Source organism: Streptomyces pseudovenezuelae, from assembly GCF_001513955.1.
Classification (GTDB): domain Bacteria; phylum Actinomycetota; class Actinomycetes; order Streptomycetales; family Streptomycetaceae; genus Streptomyces; species Streptomyces pseudovenezuelae.
The window spans coordinates 643936-660710 of the sequence record NZ_KQ948144.1 but is presented as its reverse complement, the minus strand read 5'-3'; the positions used below and the strand labels follow the sequence as shown (position 1 = coordinate 660710).

General features: G+C 71.7%; 17 protein-coding genes. 9 read left to right on the top strand and 8 right to left on the bottom strand.

Going from position 1 to position 16775, the window contains the following annotated elements; translation table 11 throughout:
• The first annotated feature begins 37 nt into the window (after window positions 1-37).
• On the top strand, window positions 38-1510 hold the full coding sequence (locus tag AQI94_RS02810; RefSeq protein ID WP_051832069.1) for an alpha/beta hydrolase: 1473 nt from the start codon (window positions 38-40) through the stop codon (window positions 1508-1510).
• On the opposite strand, the gene AQI94_RS02805 is transcribed toward AQI94_RS02810, so the two are convergent.
• The gene (locus tag AQI94_RS02805; RefSeq protein ID WP_062229567.1) at window positions 1498-2619 is read right to left on the bottom strand and encodes a hypothetical protein; all 1122 of its coding nucleotides are present in this window, start codon (window positions 2617-2619) and stop codon (window positions 1498-1500) included. The genes AQI94_RS02810 and AQI94_RS02805 overlap by 13 nt on opposite strands.
• 87 nt (window positions 2620-2706) lie before the next feature.
• On the opposite strand from AQI94_RS02805, the gene bla reads away from it, so the two are divergent.
• Window positions 2707-3657, top strand: coding sequence for a class A beta-lactamase (gene bla / locus AQI94_RS02800; protein ID WP_031042968.1), 951 nt, complete (start codon window positions 2707-2709; stop codon window positions 3655-3657).
• Here the strand turns inward: bla and AQI94_RS02795 are convergent.
• Window positions 3632-4069, bottom strand: a complete 438-nt coding sequence (locus AQI94_RS02795) for a phosphatase domain-containing protein (protein WP_391271769.1) — start codon at window positions 4067-4069, stop codon at window positions 3632-3634. The two genes, bla and AQI94_RS02795, sit on opposite strands and share 26 nt — an antisense overlap.
• A gap of 81 nt (window positions 4070-4150) precedes the next feature.
• Between AQI94_RS02795 and AQI94_RS02790 the strand changes: the two genes are divergently transcribed.
• The 3 genes from AQI94_RS02790 to AQI94_RS02780 all read left to right on the top strand — a co-directional run bounded on the left by AQI94_RS02790 (window position 4151) and on the right by AQI94_RS02780 (window position 6620).
• Window positions 4151-4678: a SigE family RNA polymerase sigma factor gene (locus AQI94_RS02790; RefSeq protein ID WP_031042964.1), complete on the top strand. Its 528-nt coding sequence runs from the start codon at window positions 4151-4153 to the stop codon at window positions 4676-4678.
• Window positions 4675-5589 carry a hypothetical protein gene (locus AQI94_RS02785; RefSeq protein ID WP_062229566.1) on the top strand — a complete coding sequence of 305 codons (915 nt, stop codon included), beginning with the start codon at window positions 4675-4677 and terminating at the stop codon, window positions 5587-5589. Before AQI94_RS02790 ends, AQI94_RS02785 begins: the two co-directional genes overlap by 4 nt.
• A gap of 95 nt (window positions 5590-5684) precedes the next feature.
• Window positions 5685-6620 (top strand): dihydrodipicolinate synthase family protein, encoded by a 936-nt coding sequence (locus AQI94_RS02780; protein ID WP_031053526.1) that lies wholly within the window; start codon window positions 5685-5687, stop codon window positions 6618-6620.
• Window positions 6621-6623: 3 nt separating this feature from the next.
• On the opposite strand, the gene AQI94_RS02775 is transcribed toward AQI94_RS02780, so the two are convergent.
• From AQI94_RS02775 to leuA, 5 genes are all read right to left on the bottom strand, one after another.
• Entirely contained in the window at window positions 6624-7289 is a 666-nt protein-coding gene (locus AQI94_RS02775) for a response regulator transcription factor (RefSeq protein WP_031053523.1), read from the bottom strand.
• On the bottom strand, window positions 7286-8569 hold the full coding sequence (locus AQI94_RS02770; RefSeq protein ID WP_062229565.1) for a sensor histidine kinase: 1284 nt from the start codon (window positions 8567-8569) through the stop codon (window positions 7286-7288). The genes AQI94_RS02775 and AQI94_RS02770 overlap by 4 nt, the downstream gene beginning before the upstream one ends.
• Window positions 8566-8781: a hypothetical protein gene (locus AQI94_RS44520; RefSeq protein WP_158806314.1), complete on the bottom strand. Its 216-nt coding sequence runs from the start codon at window positions 8779-8781 to the stop codon at window positions 8566-8568. The genes AQI94_RS02770 and AQI94_RS44520 overlap by 4 nt, the downstream gene beginning before the upstream one ends.
• Before the next feature lie 137 nt (window positions 8782-8918).
• A complete protein-coding gene (locus tag AQI94_RS02765; protein ID WP_031051342.1) occupies window positions 8919-9614 on the bottom strand; it encodes a TerB family tellurite resistance protein in 696 nt (231 codons plus the stop codon).
• Window positions 9615-9800: 186 nt separating this feature from the next.
• A complete protein-coding gene (gene leuA / locus AQI94_RS02760; protein ID WP_031051344.1) occupies window positions 9801-11522 on the bottom strand; it encodes a 2-isopropylmalate synthase in 1722 nt (573 codons plus the stop codon).
• A gap of 319 nt (window positions 11523-11841) precedes the next feature.
• On the opposite strand from leuA, the gene AQI94_RS02755 reads away from it, so the two are divergent.
• Genes AQI94_RS02755 through AQI94_RS02740 form a run of 4 tightly spaced genes read left to right on the top strand, consistent with a single transcriptional unit; the run spans window position 11842 to window position 15801 of the window.
• A complete protein-coding gene (locus AQI94_RS02755) occupies window positions 11842-12909 on the top strand; it encodes a M4 family metallopeptidase (RefSeq protein ID WP_031051346.1) in 1068 nt (355 codons plus the stop codon).
• A gap of 21 nt (window positions 12910-12930) precedes the next feature.
• Window positions 12931-13197 (top strand): protealysin inhibitor emfourin, encoded by a 267-nt coding sequence (locus AQI94_RS02750; protein ID WP_031051349.1) that lies wholly within the window; start codon window positions 12931-12933, stop codon window positions 13195-13197.
• A 46-nt stretch (window positions 13198-13243) separates the two neighbouring features.
• The gene (locus AQI94_RS02745; protein WP_031051351.1) at window positions 13244-14566 is read left to right on the top strand and encodes a GH1 family beta-glucosidase; all 1323 of its coding nucleotides are present in this window, start codon (window positions 13244-13246) and stop codon (window positions 14564-14566) included.
• The gene (locus tag AQI94_RS02740) at window positions 14563-15801 is read left to right on the top strand and encodes an MFS transporter (RefSeq protein WP_062229564.1); all 1239 of its coding nucleotides are present in this window, start codon (window positions 14563-14565) and stop codon (window positions 15799-15801) included. Before AQI94_RS02745 ends, AQI94_RS02740 begins: the two co-directional genes overlap by 4 nt.
• 65 nt (window positions 15802-15866) lie before the next feature.
• Here AQI94_RS02740 and AQI94_RS02735 read toward each other — a convergent pair whose 3' ends face one another.
• A complete protein-coding gene (locus AQI94_RS02735) occupies window positions 15867-16721 on the bottom strand; it encodes an NAD-dependent epimerase/dehydratase family protein (protein WP_031059208.1) in 855 nt (284 codons plus the stop codon).
• Between the last annotated feature and the right edge of the window lie 54 nt (window positions 16722-16775).

Here is a 16775-nt window from a genome sequence, read left to right as displayed (position 1 = left end):
ACGGCAGTCGATCCGCGAGGCTCCTCGCATGAAGCAGATGACGCAGAGCCTCGCCCTGATCGCCGCCGCCTCCGGTGTCGTCTTCGGTGCCCTGACCCCGCTGTCCGCCTCCGCCGACTCCCGCACCCCGGCACTGAAGTGGACCAAGTGCGAGGGCAGCGGCCTCGATCCGCGCCAGCAGTGCGCGACCGTCTCCGTGCCCATGGACTACGCGGACCCGGACGGCCCGAAGATCGGGATCGCCGTCTCCCGTATCCGCAGTGAGAATCCGGACGCCCGGCGCGGCGCCCTGCTGCTGATCCCCGGCGGTCCCGGCGGCGACAGCATGAACGACCCCTCGGGGAAGGGGCAGAAGCTGCCGCGGAAGGTGCGGGACGCCTACGACCTGATCGGCTTCGCGCCGCGCGGGATGGCGCCCTCGACGGCCGTCGACTGCGGCCTCGAACACCGGGACCTGGCCCGTACGACCCTGCTGCCCTGGCCTTCCCCGGACGGTTCCGTCGACGCGACCATGACGGCGGGCAAGCGCATCTCCACCGCCTGCGCACGCAACGGCGGCGAGCTGATCCGGCACATCAGCACGCTCAACGAGGCCCGTGACCTCGACCGGGTGCGCGCCGCGCTCGGCGAGCGGAAGGTGTCCGCGTGGGGTGTGTCCTACGGCACCTATGTCGGCGCCGCCTACCTCCAGTTGTTCCCGCAGCGCACGGACCGGGTGGTCCTGGACAGCAACGACCGCCCGGACCCCGTCCTAGGGGAACGGCTCTGGCTCGCCGCGTTCGAGCGGGGCGCCGAGGACAACTTCCCGGAGTTCGCCGAGTGGGCCTCCGCGCCCGGCAACCCGGACCGCCTCGCCGACACGGCCGCCGAGGTGCGCCCGCTCTTCCTGCGCCTCGCCGCCCGCCTCGACCGCGAGCCGATCCCCTGGCCGGGCGCCAACCCGGCGGAACTCAACGGCAACGTCCTGCGCCAGTCGATGCTCGACTCCTTCTACGACCCCGACGACTACCCGGCCCTGGCCAGGCTGATCCTCGCCGCCCGGAAGGGCACGGTACCGCCCGCGCCGGCGGCACCGCCCGAGGCAGTCCTCCAGAACGTCACCGCGGTCGCCGCCGCCACCCTGTGCAACGACGTCGACTGGCCGGGCGACCCGGAGGTGTACCGCCGGGGCGTGACCGAGAGCCGCGCGAAGTACCCGCTGACCGGGGGCATGCCGAGGAACGCGATGCCGTGCGCCGCCTGGCCGTGGGAGCCGAGGGAAGCGCCGGTGCACGTCGGCGACCGCGGCCCGTCCAACGTCCTGATGGTGCAGAACGAACGGGACGTGGCCACCCCGCTCAGCGGTGCCCTCGGACTCCGCGAGGCACTCGGCCGGCGTGCCGTCATGGTCGTCAACGACTCCACCGGCCACGACGCCTACCTCGACAACGGCACCGCATGCGGCGACGCGACCGTCTCCCACTTCCTGGCCACCGGCAAGCGTCCCGCCAGGGATCTCTACTGCGAGTGAGCGCACCTTTCGTACCGTCGGGCCAGCGCGTGGAACGCCTCCTTCGGCTCCCAGTGCCAGTCCGAACGCGGGTCGTCGGGGCGGTCCTTGATCGCCTTGGTGATGCCGTAGCTCGCCATGTCGAGGTCGTGGCGGGGGTCGTCGGGGCGGTGGGGGGCGTCGGCGGTGAGGAACTCGAAGGCCATCGCCGCGTAGAGGCCCATCGACTCGAAGACGTCGAGGAGCCGGGTGAGGTAGGCGGCCTGGGTGCGCTCGCTGCGGACGACGTTCCCCTTGATCTCCGGCGGGTCCTTGTCGTAGTCGACGATGTCCCAGCCCATGCCGCCGGCCTCGGGGGCGCCGACGAAGGTGCAGGTGCCGAACTCGGTGATGGCGACCGGCTTGCCCCAGCGCCGGTACTGCCTCAACTCACGTACGTAGTCGTGCGGTTGCCGGTAGGACGAGTAGTAGTCGATGCCGACCACGTCGAACAGGTTCCAGTCGACCTCGTCGTCCTGGGCGGCGGCGTAGCTGAGGCGGCCGTCGAAGACCGAGCGGCCCACCTCGGCCGCCCGCGCGGTGAAGCGGTCCAGCTCGCGCTGCATCCGCACCGGGTCGTAGCTGCCCCTGATGCGGTTTCGGACCCGCTCCAGGACCGTGTCCCCCGGCAGGATCCCGGGCACGAACAGCCAGAACTCGCAGCCCACACTGAGTTCGACGCTCGCGCCCTGCCGGCGCAGCCGCTCCGCGAACCGGCCGCACTCCGCCAGGTGGTCGAGGATGTCCCGGCGCGGCACGTCCCCAAGGGTCGGCTGGAGCCAGACGTGCAGCCCGCGTTCGGCGGCCTCGGCGGCGGTGGCGGTGAGGCGTTCGACGCCGTCGCCGGTGACGTCGACGGTGTCGGCGTGCAGGTCGTCGCGGATGGCCCGGATGTCACCGCGCATCCGGGCGGCGCTCCAGGCGGTGCCCGGCGTCTCACCGGCGCCGACGGTGTAGACGACGCCGTGGCGTCGAAGTCCGCGCGGTCGTCCCCCGGCGTCGGCCCGCCCCGCGGGCAGGAGCGCGGCGGCCCCCACGGCGGCGGCCCCGGCCAGAAACCGTGCCCGGTCGATCCCTGTTGTCTTCTCCATGCCGCCACTGTGTCGGCGCCGCGCGGGCCTGTCCGTCCGCCGATGGTCCACCGCCGTGCAACCAAGGGATGAGACCCGACGTCGATCATGGGAGAGACCGGTAACCGTCACCGATCGAAGGAGAGCAAGATCTTAAACTCCGGAGAACTGTCCCGACGCACCCTCCTGGCCGCCGGCACGGCCACCTTCCTGACCGGCGCCACCGCCACGGCCGCACACGCCGCCGAGGACGACGTCACCGCCCGGTTGCGCGCGCTGGAGGAGCGCTACGACGCCCGGCTCGGCGTCTTCGCGCACCGCCTCAGCACCGGACGGTCCGTCCGGTACCGCGCCGACGAGCTCTTCCCGATGTGCTCGGTGTTCAAGGCGCTCGCGGCGGCGGCCGTCCTGCGCGACCTCGACCGGCACGGCGAGGTGCTGGCCCGCCGGATCCACTACACCGCGGACGACCTGGTGATGCCGGGCTCCGACCGGACGAAGGAGCATCTGGCGGAGGGCATGACCATCGCCGAGCTCGCCGACGTGGCCATCACCTACAGCGACAACACGGCCGGCAACCTTCTCCTGCGCGAACTCGGCGGCCCCACCGCGATCACGCGCTTCGCCCGCTCGCTCGGCGACCGGGTCACCCGCCTCGACCGCTGGGAGCCCGAGCTCAACACCGCCGAACCGTGGCGGCGCACGGACACGACGAGCCCGTACGCCGTCGGCCGCACCTACGGCCGGCTGGTCCTCGGCGACGCGCTGAACCGGCGGGACCGGGAGCTGCTCACGCACTGGCTGCTGAACAACACGACCAGCGTGAACCGCTTCCACGCGGGCCTGCCGAAGACATGGACGATCGCCGACAAGACGGGCAGCGGCTCCTACGGCACCGCCAACGACGTGGGCGTCGTCTGGACCGACGCCGGCGACCCGATCGTCCTGTCGGTGCTGTCGACCATGCCCGCGCAGGACGCCGTACGGGACGACGCGCTGGTCGCCGACGCGGCGCGGGCGGTGGCCGACACCCTCACCCGACCGGCCGGAAGCGCCTGACGTACCGCCGCTGCCACGGCGTCTCCACCGCCCGTCGGTCGTAGTGCCCCCGGACGTAGGCCACCGCCCTCTCCGGGGGCACCCCGTCCAGAACCGCCAGGCAGGCCAGGGCCGTTCCGGTGCGGCCCCGGCCGCCCCCGCAGGCGATCTCGACCCGTTCGGTGACCGACCGTTCCCAGGCGTCGACGAGGACCCCACGGGCCTGACCGCGGTCCGCCGGCAGGCGGAAGTCCGGCCAGCGGACCCAGCGGGAGGCCCAGGGGACCTCCGGCGGGGCGTCCCCGAGCAGATAGACGCCGTACGACGGCGTCGGCGCGGCCGGGTCCAGCGGGTAGCGCAGACCGCGGCCCCGCACCAGGCGCCCGGACGGCAGCCGCAGGACACCCGGATCGTGTGCGTCCCATCCCTCCATGACCTCATTCGAACTCGTCATCGACGACCGGGCAACCGAATCGGCCCGCCTCGTGGTCTGGTGGGCGAGGGAGGGTGCCAGATGCAGGCCGAACAAGAGGACCGGTTCCAGGAATTCGTCAGAGCCAGGTGGTCGCACCTCGTGCGGACCGCCTATCTGCTCACCGGCGACGCCCATCACGCCGAGGACCTGACGCAGACGGCGCTGGCGAAGGCGTACCGCTCCTGGCGGCGCGTCTCGGGCAGCGACAACCCGGAGGCGTACGTCCGGCGGATGCTGGTCACCTGCAACAGTGACCGCTTCCGCAAGCGGCGCGTGAAGGAGTCGCTGACCGACGCGCCACCGGAGCGGGCGGGCCGCGACGAGGCCGTGGCCCGGGTCGACGAACGCGGGGTGCTGATGGCCGCCCTGGCCCAACTGCCGCCCAGGCAGCGGGCCGTGGTCGTCATGCGCTACTGGGAGGACCTCTCGGAGGCGGAGGCCGCCGAGGTGCTCGGCTGCTCTCAGGGCACGGTCAAGAGCCAGGCGTCCAAGGGGCTGGCGAAGTTGCGTACGTATCCGGGGCTCGCGCAGGTCATGGACCGCGCCCCGCAGGGAGGCACGAGATGAGTGAGGAAGAGGAGCGGGGCTTCGAGGAGCAACTGCGGGAGCTGCTCGCCGAGGACGCGTACACGATCCGGCCCTCGCCGGTGCCGTATCCGAGCATCCGCCGCCAGGGCGTGGTCGAGCGGCGCCGGCGGGTGGCGGTGGCCGGGGCGGTCCTGGTGACGCTGGCCGCGGTGCCGGTGGGGGCGTTCGCGGTGGGCGGCGGGGGCACGGGGACGGCCGACACGGCGACGACGCCCACGGCCTCGGCGAGCGCCCCGCCGACGCCGACCCCCTCCCCCGCACCCGGCGGGCCCGCGGGGCCGGCCACGGCGGGACAGCTCCGGGACGGGATCACGCTGGAGCAGGCAGCGGTGGGGCTCGACAAGTGCCTCGCCTATGACCGGGACCGCGTGGGCCACGGCGGCATCGCCTCCACGGACCTGGGCAAGCCCGAGGAGTACCGGATCATCCTGGCGCTGAACAGCACCGGTGACTCCAACTCGCCCGGTGACGGCATGTTCGTGGTCGCCGTGAAGGAGAAGCCGCAGCAGACCCGGCTGATCTGCAACATCAAGGACGGCGAGGCCTCGGGGCTCAACACCAGCGTCGGCGGCGACCGGCAGCCGGACTCCCCGCCCGTGCTGGCCGACATCAACGGCGGAAAGCTCTACCAGCAGTCCTTCATGGACAAGGGCAACTGGAAGCTGCCGTTCGGCTGGGGCTTCATCGGCACGGTCGAACCGGGCGTGGCCGAGGTGACCGTCTCCTACGGCGGCGTCAGCAGCGAGGCGGTCCTCGACCACGGCTGGTTCGTCGCCTCCGGCACCCTGACCCAGCAGGTCACCAGGAACCCGCACATCAAGGGCTACGACAAGGGCGGCAAGCTGATCTACGACTCCGACGAGGACACGTCGTACCAGCAGGTGCAGTAGCAGGACAGTTCGGGACAGGGGGGCGCCGTACAGGGGTCGGCGCCCCCTCGCCCTGTGGGGGAGGATCATGGGACGGCCGATCCCGAGGAGCCCCGATGACCCTTCCCGCCCCGCTGACCGGAGTCGTCCCGCCCGTCTGCACGCCCCTGACACCGGACCGCGAGGTGGACGTCCCCTCGCTGCTCAGGCTCGTCGACCATCTCGTCGCGGGCGGGGTGCACGGCCTGTTCGTCCTCGGTACGACGTCCGAGGCGGCCTTCCTGACCGACGCCCAGCGCAGGCTGGTGGTGGAGACGGTCACCGGCCGTGTGGAGGGCCGGCTCCCGGTGCTGGCCGGGGTGATCGACATGACGACGGCCCGGGTCCTGGACCATGTGCGGGCCGTCACGGCGGCGGGCGCCGACGCGGTCGTCGTCACCGCGCCCTTCTACACGAGCACCCATCCGCGGGAGATCGCCCGCCACTACCGGCTGGTCTCGGCCGGCAGCCCGGTCCCGGTCATCGCGTACGACCTGCCCAGCGGTGTCCACACCAAGCTCCCCGCGGACGTGGTGCTGGACCTGGCCGCCGAGGGCGTGCTGGCCGGCCTCAAGGACTCCAGCGGCGACCTCGCCGGCTTCCGCACGGTCGTCTCCGGCGTCCGCGCCCACCCCGGCATCACCGGCTTCAGCGTGCTGACCGGCTCCGAACTCATCATCGACGCGGCCCTCGCGGTCGGCGCGGACGGGGCGGTGCCCGGTCTCGCCAACGTCGACCCCGAGGGATACGTCCGTCTCGACCGCCTGTGCCGCGCGGGCGACCTAGACGCGGCCCGGGCCGAACAGGAGCGGCTGTGCGCCCTGTTCGGCATGGTGAGCGTGGGCGACCCGGCCCGCATGGGCGCGTCCTCGTCGGCGCTGGGCGCCTTCAAGGCGGCGCTGCATCTGCGGGGAGTGATCGACTGCCCGGTGACGGCGGAGCCGCAGGTGCCGCTGTCGGCGGCGGAGGTGGAGCGGGTGGCCGCGTTCCTGGCCGCGGCCGGGCTGCTCTGAGCCCTACGGCGTCCCCGGCGTCACGGTCCCCGACTCGTAGGCCACGATGACCAGTTGGGCCCGGTCCCGGACCCCCAGCTTCCCCATGATCCGGCTGACGTGGGTCTTCGCGGTGAGCGGGCTCAGGCCCAGCGCCTCGGCGATCTCGGTGTTGTTCAGGCCCCGCGCGACCAGGGCCAGCACCTCGCGCTCGCGGTCGGAGAGGCATTCGGGCCCGCCGCCCGCCACCGGTACCGAGGGGCTGCGCAGGAACCGCTCGATCAGCCGGGCCGTCGGTCCCGGGGACAGCAGCGCCTCGCCGGCCGCCACCGTGCGGATGGCGTCGAGGAGTTCGGCCGGCCGGGTGTCCTTCACCAGGAAGCCGGAGGCCCCCGCGCGCAGCGCCTCGACGATGTTCTCGTCGGTGTCGTAGGTGGTCAGGACCAGCACCCGCACCCCGGCGAGTTCCTCGTCGGCCGCGATGAGCCGGGTCGCCTCGATGCCGTCGAGGTCGGGCATGCGGATGTCCATGACCACCAGGTCGGGCCGCACCTCACGGGCCGCCCCCACGGCCTCCCGCCCGCTGGCGGCCTCTCCCACGACCTCCATGTCCCGCGCCGACTCGACGAGCATGGCGAACGCGGCCCGCACCAGGGTCTGGTCGTCGGCAAGCAGTACGCGGATGGTCATGCGTTTCCCTCCCCCACGGTGAGCGGCAGCGCCGCCGTCACCTCGAAACCGCCGTCAGGGCGTGGTCCGGCGTCGAGTGTGCCACCCACGCTGCGGGCCCGCTCGCGCATGCCGACCAGCCCGAAGCCGGGGCTGCCGCCCGGGACGGGCCCGATGCCGTCGTCGGTCACCGCCACCCGCAGGGCGCCCGGTTCGTCGTACAGCCTGAGGCGTACGGCCGGTTCGGGTCCCGCGTGCCGGACCGCGTTGGTGAGCGCCTCCTGGACGATCCGGTAGGCGGCGGCGCCGACGGCGGGCGGCGGGTCGGTGCCGATGCGCAGGTCCTGTTCGACGCGGGCGCCCGCGAGCCGCGCCGCCGCGACCAGGTCGGGCAGGCCGTCGAGACCGGGCAGCGGGCCGCGGGTGTCCTGGGGGCCGTGTTCGCGCAGCACCTCCAGCGTCGTACGGAGTTCACCGCGTGCGGTGCGGCAGGTCCCGGCGATGTCGTCGAGGGCCTTGGCGACCGCCTCCCGGTCCAGCCGCTCGGGGTCGGCGGCCAGGACGTGCGCGGCGACGGAGGTCTGCACACCGATGAGGGTGATGCTGTGGGCGAGCAGGTCGTGCAGGTCGCGGGCGATCCGCAGGCGTTCCTCGGTGACCCGGCGGCGGGCCTCCTCCTCGCGGGTGCGTTCGGCGCGGACGGCGCGCTCGACGATGGAGGAGACGTACTGCCGGTAGTAGCGGACGTCGATGCCGAAGAAGAGGACCGCGATGATCCAGCCGGAGGTCTGCAGCAGTTCGAGGGCCCGGTGGGCGTTGACGGTGAGCATCACGGTCAGCGAGACACTCAGCACGACGGCGCCCGTCAGGACCGTCCGCAGGGGGCGGCCGGTGACGGCGACCGTGTAGAGGGCGACGTAGGCGACCGGGGTGGCGGCGGCGTGGTTGTTGTCGAGGGCGTGGTACGGCGCGATCAGCGCCACCACCGCGGCCAGCACGAGCACCGGACTGCGGCGGCGCCACACGAGCGGCACGTGGGTGGCGAGCAGCAGCGTCCAGCCGAGGGCGTCCGGGCGGCGGCCGTCGTCGATGCCCAGGCCGAGGCACACGGCGGCCACCGCCAGCGCGACGGCGAGCAGCGCGTCGTTGCGGGTGCCGTGCGGGGCGGTCCGCGGGTCGCGGTTGACCGCCGCCATGATCCGCTCGCCGAGCCTGGGTCTCCTGGTCTCCTGCACGGTGTCATCCTCGGGGACGAAGGCGCTCTTCGGGGAGGGAAGGGCGCCCGGGAACGGCCTCGTCACACGGGTTCCGGGCGGCGCTCGGCCCCCACCGGCGGCTCGGGCGCCCTGGACAGCGCCCGCACGAGGAAGGTGTCGAGCAGCACGCCGACCGCGGTCACGAAGCCCACGATCATCCGGTCGCGGCTGTCGGTGTCCGTCACGACGGTCCACAACCCCAGCACCAGCCAGGGCACGGCCCGTCGTCGCCGTGCGCTCGCCTTTGCGGCCCTCATCGAGTGACCTCCTTCCGGTCCGGCGTCCGGGTCGCTTCCAGACTCCCGGCGGGAGGGCCTTCGTTCGTCGGGCGGGAGGGCGAGTCGGGGGGTACTGCGTGGGGTGGCCCGGGGCGCGGACTACTCCCCGGGGAGTATCAGGACGGCGTCCGGGCCGCCGCGAGCAGCCTGGTCACGTCGTCCGCGCAGATCGTCAGGGCCGTGCCGACCGTCGTCAGGGCGTCCCGTTCGGCCGGGGTGTACGGGCCGTCCGCGAGGGCGATGCGGGCCGCCTGGAGGAGGATCGCCTCGCGGCCCGCCGGGGCGAGGTGGGGGGCGAGCGGGTCGAGCGCCTCGTGGAGCTCTATGGCGAGGCCGGCTCCGCAGGGGCGGTCGTAGACCCGGCCGGTGTCCTCGGCGAGGGCCTCGACCAGGGTTTCCAGCTGGTCCTCCGTGCAGTCGTCGAAGCCCGCCGCGCGGACCGTGGCGGCCGCGGTCTCCAGGGAGGTGCGCGAGCAGGTGCCGCCCGCCGCCAGGACCGCCAGCGCGACCGTGTGGACGGCGTCGCGGAGCATCGCGGAGAAGCGGGTCGTGGTGGGGTGGTCGAGGACGTCCGTGCCGAAGTGGCGCCGGCAGGCCGCGCATTCCACCACCGGGCCCGTGTCGCCCCGCGGCAGGACCGGGACGCCGAGCAGGGTGAAGCGGCGACGGCCGGTCAGCCGCTGGAAGTTGCGGTCGCCCCCGCATCCGGGGCAGAAGAACTCGCCGTCGCCGACGGTCGTCCACGCGGTACGGGTGCCCAGGAGGCGCGCAGGCCTGGCAGCACGGCCGTTTCGTCCCCGTCCTGGCAGCACGTCACACCTCCGCGTAACCCCGCGGCAACATCGCCGCGCTTGCGTGATGTTAGCCACATCAGCGAGGCGGAGTCAGCACCCCTGACGAGACCTGCTCGTGACCTCCACGCGCGGATGGCCGATAAACGACGGGGCCTTGATCGCCGTATACAGCGATCAAGGCCCCGAAACCGCCGGTCAGAGGGATTATCGAGCGGCCCGGTTGACGGCCGAGACGACCGCCTTCAGCGACGCACGCGTCGTGTTCGCGTCGATGCCGATTCCCCACAGAACCTTGCCGTCGATCGCGCATTCGATGTACGAGGCGGCCTGCGCGGAGGCGCCCTCGCTCATCGTGTGCTCCTGGTAGTCCAGCAGCCGGGCGTCGATGTCCACCTTCGCCAGCGCGTCGAAGAAGGCGGAGATCGGACCGTTGCCGGTACCGGTCAGGACCGTGTCGACCCCGTCGACCGTGGCCTCCACCTTCAGGGTGTCCACGCCGTCCGTGTCGGTCGTCGACTGGCCGTTCTTGACCTGGATGCGGCCCCACGGGTTCTCGGGGTTCGGCAGGTACTCGTCCTGGAAGGTCGCCCAGATGTCGGAGCCCTTGACCTCGCCGCCCTCGGCGTCCGTCTTGGCCTGGATGATCTTCGAGAACTCGATCTGCATCCGGCGCGGCAGGTCCAGCTTGTGGTCGTTCTTCAGGACGTACGCGATACCGCCCTTGCCGGACTGCGAGTTGACCCGGATCACGGCCTCGTAGGAGCGGCCGACGTCCTTGGGGTCGATCGGCAGGTACGGGACCGCCCACTCGATGTCGTCGACGGTGACGCCCTTGGCGGCCGCGTCGGCCTCCATCGCGTCGAAGCCCTTCTTGATGGCGTCCTGGTGGGAACCGGAGAAGGACGTGTAGACCAGGTCGCCCACGTACGGGTGGCGCGGGTGGACCTCCATCTGGTTGCAGTACTCCCACGTGCGACGGATCTCGTCGATGTCGGAGAAGTCGATCTGCGGGTCGACGCCCTGCGAGAACAGGTTCATGCCCAGGGTGACCAGGTCGACGTTGCCGGTGCGCTCGCCCTGGCCGAACAGACAGCCCTCGACGCGGTCGGCGCCGGCCATCAGCGCCAGCTCGGCGGCGGCGACGGCGGTGCCGCGGTCGTTGTGCGGGTGGATCGAGATGCACACGTACTCGCGGCGGGAGAGGTTGCGGTGCATCCACTCGAAGCGGTCCGCGTGCGTGGAGGGGGTCGAACGCTCCACCGTGGCGGGCAGGTTGAGGATGATCTCGCGGCCCGGACCGGGCTGGTAGACGTCCATCACCGCCTCGCAGACCTCCAGCGCGAAGTCCAGCTCGGTGTCGGTGAAGATCTCGGGGCTGTACTGGTAGCCGAACTCCGTCTCCGGGCCCAGCAGCTTCTCCGCGTACTCCATGACCAGGCGGGTGCCGTCGACGGCGATCTGCTTGATGTCGTCCTTCGAGCCGCGGAAGACCACGCGGCGGAAGACGGGAGCCGTGGCGTTGTACAGGTGGACGGTCGCGCGCTTGGCGCCCTTCAGCGACTCGACGGTCCGCTCGATCAGGTCCTCGCGGGCCTGGGTCAGTACGGAGATCGTGACGTCGTCGGGGATCGCGCCCGGCTCCTCGACGATCGACCGCACGAAGTCGAAGTCCGTCTGGCCCGACGCCGGGAAGCCGACCTCGATCTCCTTGTAGCCCATCTTGACCAGCTGGTCGAACATCCGGCGCTTGCGCTCGGGCGACATGGGGTCGATCAGGGCCTGGTTGCCGTCACGCAGGTCGGTGGAGAGCCAGCGGGGAGCGACGGTGATCCGGTTGTTCGGCCAGGTGCGGTCCGGGATGTCGACCTGCTCGTACTGGCCGTACTTGTGGATCGGCATGGTGCTGGGCTGCTGGCGGTTCGCCATGATTGCGGGGCTCCTCAGGATGTCCGGGAAGGACGGCCGACACGCAACGCGAAGCTCCGCGGGGAGGGAGTCGACCTGGACTACAGGCCCTCGCCGCGGCAGCTAAGAAGAAGCAGCCCGAAACGCATGATGCGCAGAATGCTAGCGGAGCCGCTCTCCGTGCGGGGCGCCGTATCAGTATGCGGGACCAGGGGAGCGAAGGGGACAAAAAGTGCGCCATACCACTTCGTCACGGAGCGTGCGCCTCCGTGTCCGCATATTTCACCAATCATGGTTGCGGCTAGTGACACGGTCATGACTCAGTGCAAGGGTGCCGGGCATGACGACTCACGGGGGCTTCGAGCCCGTCTTCTGCACCGTCGTTCCGCCACACGTCCTCGACAAGCTGGCCCGCAACGACGACCCCGCACTCTCCGGTCCCGCCCGGCGCACCCTGATGCGCGACAGCGAGCTGCGCGGCCGTCGCCGCGTGACGACCGAGTTCGGCCTGGCGGCCGCGCCGACGGCGAAGGCACCGTCGGACCAGCCGCTGCGCACGATCTACGACGCCGGGCACACCACCGCCCTGCCGGGCACCAAGGTCCGCGCCGAGGGCTCCGAGCCCGGCCAGGACGCCACCGTCAACCGCGCCTACGCCGGTCTCGGCGCCACCTTCGACCTCTACCTGAAGGCCTACGCCCGCCACTCGATCGACGGCGACGGCCTCCCGCTCGACGCGACCGTCCACTTCGACGAGGGCTACAACAACGCCTTCTGGAACGGCGAGCAGATGGTGTTCGGCGACGGCGACGGCGAGATCTTCCTCGACTTCACCATCCCGATCGACGTCATCGGCCACGAGCTCACCCACGGTGTCACCCAGTACACGGCGAACCTCACCTACTACGGGCAGCCCGGCGCCCTCAACGAGTCGATGTCCGACGTGTTCGGCTCGCTCATCAAGCAGTACACGCTCGGCCAGACCGCCGCCGAGGCCGACTGGCTGATCGGCGCGGGCCTGCTCGCCCCCGGCGTCACGGGCAAGGCGCTGCGCTCGATGAAGGAGCCGGGCAGCGCGTACGACGACGACGTGCTCGGCAAGGACCCGCAGCCGGGGACCATGGACGACTACGTCCGCACCGGCCGCGACAACGGCGGCGTGCACATCAACTCCGGCATCCCCAACCACGCGTTCTACCTGGTCGCGACCGCCCTCGGCGGCCACGCCTGGGAGAAGGCGGGGCAGATCTGGTTCGACGTCCTGACCGGCGGCGAGCTCTCGGACCGAGCCCTGTTCACCGACTTCGCGAAGCTCACGGTCGCGGCGGCGAAGGCCCGCTACCAGGAGGGCGACGAGCTCCAGGCCGTGTCGAAGGCCTGGGAGCAGGTCGGGGTGCGGATTCTGTGAGTCCGTACTAGACAGGGACCCATGCGTATTCAGGTGCGGCGCACGGGCGGGTTCGCGGGCATCGAGCGGCACAAGGAGGTCGACACCTCCGGGCGGCCCGATGCCCACGAATGGCAGGCCCTGGCCGAGAAGGCGGTCGCCGCCGGCCGGGTCACCCCGCCGATCGGGGTCCCGGACGGCTTCAACTACGAGATCACCGTGGACGGCAGGACGGTCTACGCGGCCGATCCCCGGCTCACGGAGGAGCAGCGGAGACTGATCTCGAAAGTACTCAAAGAGGGTGCGTAACTGGTTGTTCACGCCTGGCCGTTGACTTCCCTACCCGCCGGTACCCATGATCCGGCGCATGGCGACTGAAGAGCATGCGATCCCTCGTTTCCCGGCCGGCTTCCTGTGGGGCGTCTCCACCTCGGCCCACCAGATCGAGGGTGCGGCGGACGAGCGCGAGCGATCCGTGTGGGACACCTTCACGGCCGAACCGGGACGGGTGAAGGACGGCTCGACGGCGGCGGTGGCCTGCGACCACTACCACCGCTACCGCGAGGACGTGGCCCTGCTGGCGGGCCTGGGGGTGGACGCGTACCGCTTCTCGGTGTCCTGGCCGCGGGTGCGCTCCGAGGGCGGCCTCGACTTCTACGACCGTCTCGTGGACGAACTCGTCGCGGCGGGCGTCCGTCCGGTCCCGACGCTCTTCCACTGGGACCTGCCGGAATCGCTGGACTGGCTGGAGCGGGACACCGCCTCCCGGTTCGCCGAGTACGTGTCCCTGGTGGCCGACCGTCTCGGCGACCGCGTCGACAAGTGGATCACCCTCAACGAGCCCGCCGAGCACACCCTGTTCGGCCACGCGCTCGGCGCCCACGCGCCGGGCAAGCAGCTGATGTTCGACGCCCTGCCCGCCGCCCACCACCAGCTCCTGGGCCACGGCCTGGCCGTACAGGCACTGCGCGCGGCCGGGGCCACGGACATCGGCATCGCCAACTCGCACGGCCCGACCTGGCCGGCCTCCCGGGAGCAACCGGACCTGGAGGCAGCGGACTTCTACGACCTGCTGCTGAACCGGCTGTTCGCCGACCCGCTGCTGCTGGGCGAGTACCCGTCCGGACTCGGCGAGTTGATGCCGGGCGACGTCGCCGCGGACCTCAAGGTCATCAGCGAGCCGCTCGACTTCTACGGCGTCAACTACTACTCCCCGACCCGGGTCGGGGCGCCGCAGGGCGAGGACATCGAGTTCGGCGGGCTGACGATCCCGGCCGAACTCCCCTTCTCCGTGCAGGAGATCGAGGGCGTCCCGGTGACGGACTTCGGCTGGCCGGTGGTCCCCGAGGGGCTCACCGAACTCCTCACCGCCTTCCACGAGCGCTACGGCGACCGGCTCCCGCCCGTCGTCATCACCGAGAACGGCTGCTCCTACACGGGCGTCGACGACCAGGACCGGATCACCTACCTGGACGGCCACATCCGCGCCCTGCACAAGGCGGTCGAGGCGGGTGTGGACGTGCGCGGGTACTTCGTGTGGTCACTGATGGACAACTTCGAGTGGGCGGAGGGGTACGCGCGCAGGTTCGGGCTGGTGCACGTCGACTTCGAGACGCTGGCCAGGACCCCGAAGGCGTCGTACGCGTGGTACCGGGAGCTGCTGCGGGCGCAGAGGTGAGCACGGCTCTCTCGGAGCCGGTCGACCGGGTCGGCAAGGGCTGGACGGCCTCTTTGTCGCTGGCCAACGTGGCGATCTGGGTGGGCTGGTACGGCCCGTTGCAGATCCTGCTGGCTCGGCAGGCGGAGGACTTCGCGCCCGGCACCGGCATGTCCAAGGAGACGCTGCTGGCCTGGGTGACCGGGGTGGGCGCGGTGGTGTCGCTGGCGGCGAACCCGTTCTTCGGCGCGCTGTCGGACCGCACCACGGCCCGCTGGGGCCGCCGCAGCCCGTGGATCGTGGCCGGTGCGGCGGGCGGCGCGCTGTCGTTGCTGGTGCTCGCCGGGGCGGGCGGTCTGTGGCTCATGACGCTCGGCTGGTGTCTGGTCCAGCTGACCCTGAACGCGGCCTTCGCGGCGGTCACGGCGGCCGTGCCGGACCGGGTGCCACGGCTCCAGCGGGGCGCGGTCGGCGGCTGGATCGGGGCGGCGCAGATCCTCGGCGCGGTCGTCGGCACCGGGCTGGCCACCGCGGCGGGCGGGATCGCGGCGGGCTATGCGGCCTGCGCGGTGTTCACGCTGGCGGGGGTGCTGCCGTACGTGCTGCGCCACCAGGACCTCCGGCTGGCGTTCACGGACCGACCGGCTTGGTCCTGGCGGTCGTTCGCGCGCGGCTTCTGGCTGAGCCCGCGCCGCTACCCCGACTTCGCCTGGGCCTGGGTGACCCGTTTCCTGATCAACCTCAGCAACGCGCTGGTGCTCCTGTATCTGCTGTACTACCTGCGGGATGGCCTCCACCACGACGACCCCGAGCAGGGCGTCCTGATCCTCACGGCGGTCGACAGCGTGGCACTGCTGGCCACGGTGGTGGTGGGCGGGGTCTGGTCGGACCGGGTGGGCCGCCGCAAGCCGTTCGTCCGCTGGTCCGGCGTCCTCATGGCGGTGGCGACGGCCCTGCTCGCACTGTGGCAGACCTGGCCGAGCGCGATCATCGTGGCAGCGCTGCTCGGTGTGGGCCTCGGGGTGTTCATGTCGGTCGACTTCGCCCTGATGACGGACGTACTGCCGACGGCCCTGGACCGGGGAAAGGACCTGGGCGTCATCAACATCGCCAACTCGCTGCCCCAGGTGGCCGCCCCGGCGTTGGCGGCACCGATCGTGACGCACCTGGGGGGGTACCGAGTGCTGTACGGGGTGGCGGCGGTGGTGGGCTTGGCGGGAGCGGTCCTGGTCGGCCGTATAAGAAGCGTCGACTAGATGCTGTCAGGGGCGCGGGGAACTGCGCTACCGGCCACGACGGACCCCGCACCCGCCCACCGGCCTCAGAGTGCTCCCGCCTCCCGAGCCGCATAGACCGACGAATACACCGGCCGGTACCCCAGCTCTCGCCGGATCCGCTCCGTGGACATGAGCACCAGCCACGGGTCGGGATCGGTCCGCTCGTACAGCTCAGCCGGAATCTCCACCCCGTTGAGCTGATGCAGCTCCACCGCCGTCACGGGCGCGTCGTCGGCGATGTTGTACACCCGTCCCGGGATCCCCGGCGCGTGCAGGATCCGCAGCAGGCCCTGTGCGACATCCACGTGGTGCCCCATGTGCAGCCGCTGGCCCGACGCCCAGTTCTTCGCCCACATCAGGGACTGGGCGAGATGCGGATCCCCCTCGCCGTAGACGAAGGGAAGCCGCCCGACGCGCACATCGAGCCCCTCCATCGCCAGCAGCAGCCGCTCGGCCTCCGCCTTGGACGCGGGATAGGCGCCCCACATGGAACCGCCGGGCCGGCTCTCGTCCTCCTCGGTCACCAGGCGCCCCCGTCCCTGGCCGTACACGAGACCAGTGCTGACCTGTACGAACCTCCGCACACCGGCTGACTGTGCGGCAAGGCCCAGCTCCACCGCCGCGTCCCGGTTGACGGCCCACGCTTCCTCGTCCGGTACTCCCCGGAAGGATGCCGCGACGTTCACGACCGCGTCGACGCCCGCCACGGCCTTGCCGAGGACGTCGGTGTCGCGCAGGTCGCCCACGACGACCTCGGCGCCGAGTGCGGCGAAGGGCTCGCCCCGGGCCGTGTCCCGCACCAGCACCCGTACCCGCTCCCCCGGCCGGGACTGCGCCAGCAGCCTCGGCACGAAGCGCCGCCCGACCTGTCCCGTCGTACCTGTCACCAAAGTCAGCATGGTGTGCTCCTCTCGTCCGGACCAGCGTGGAACGGCCGCGCGAGCACCGGGAGA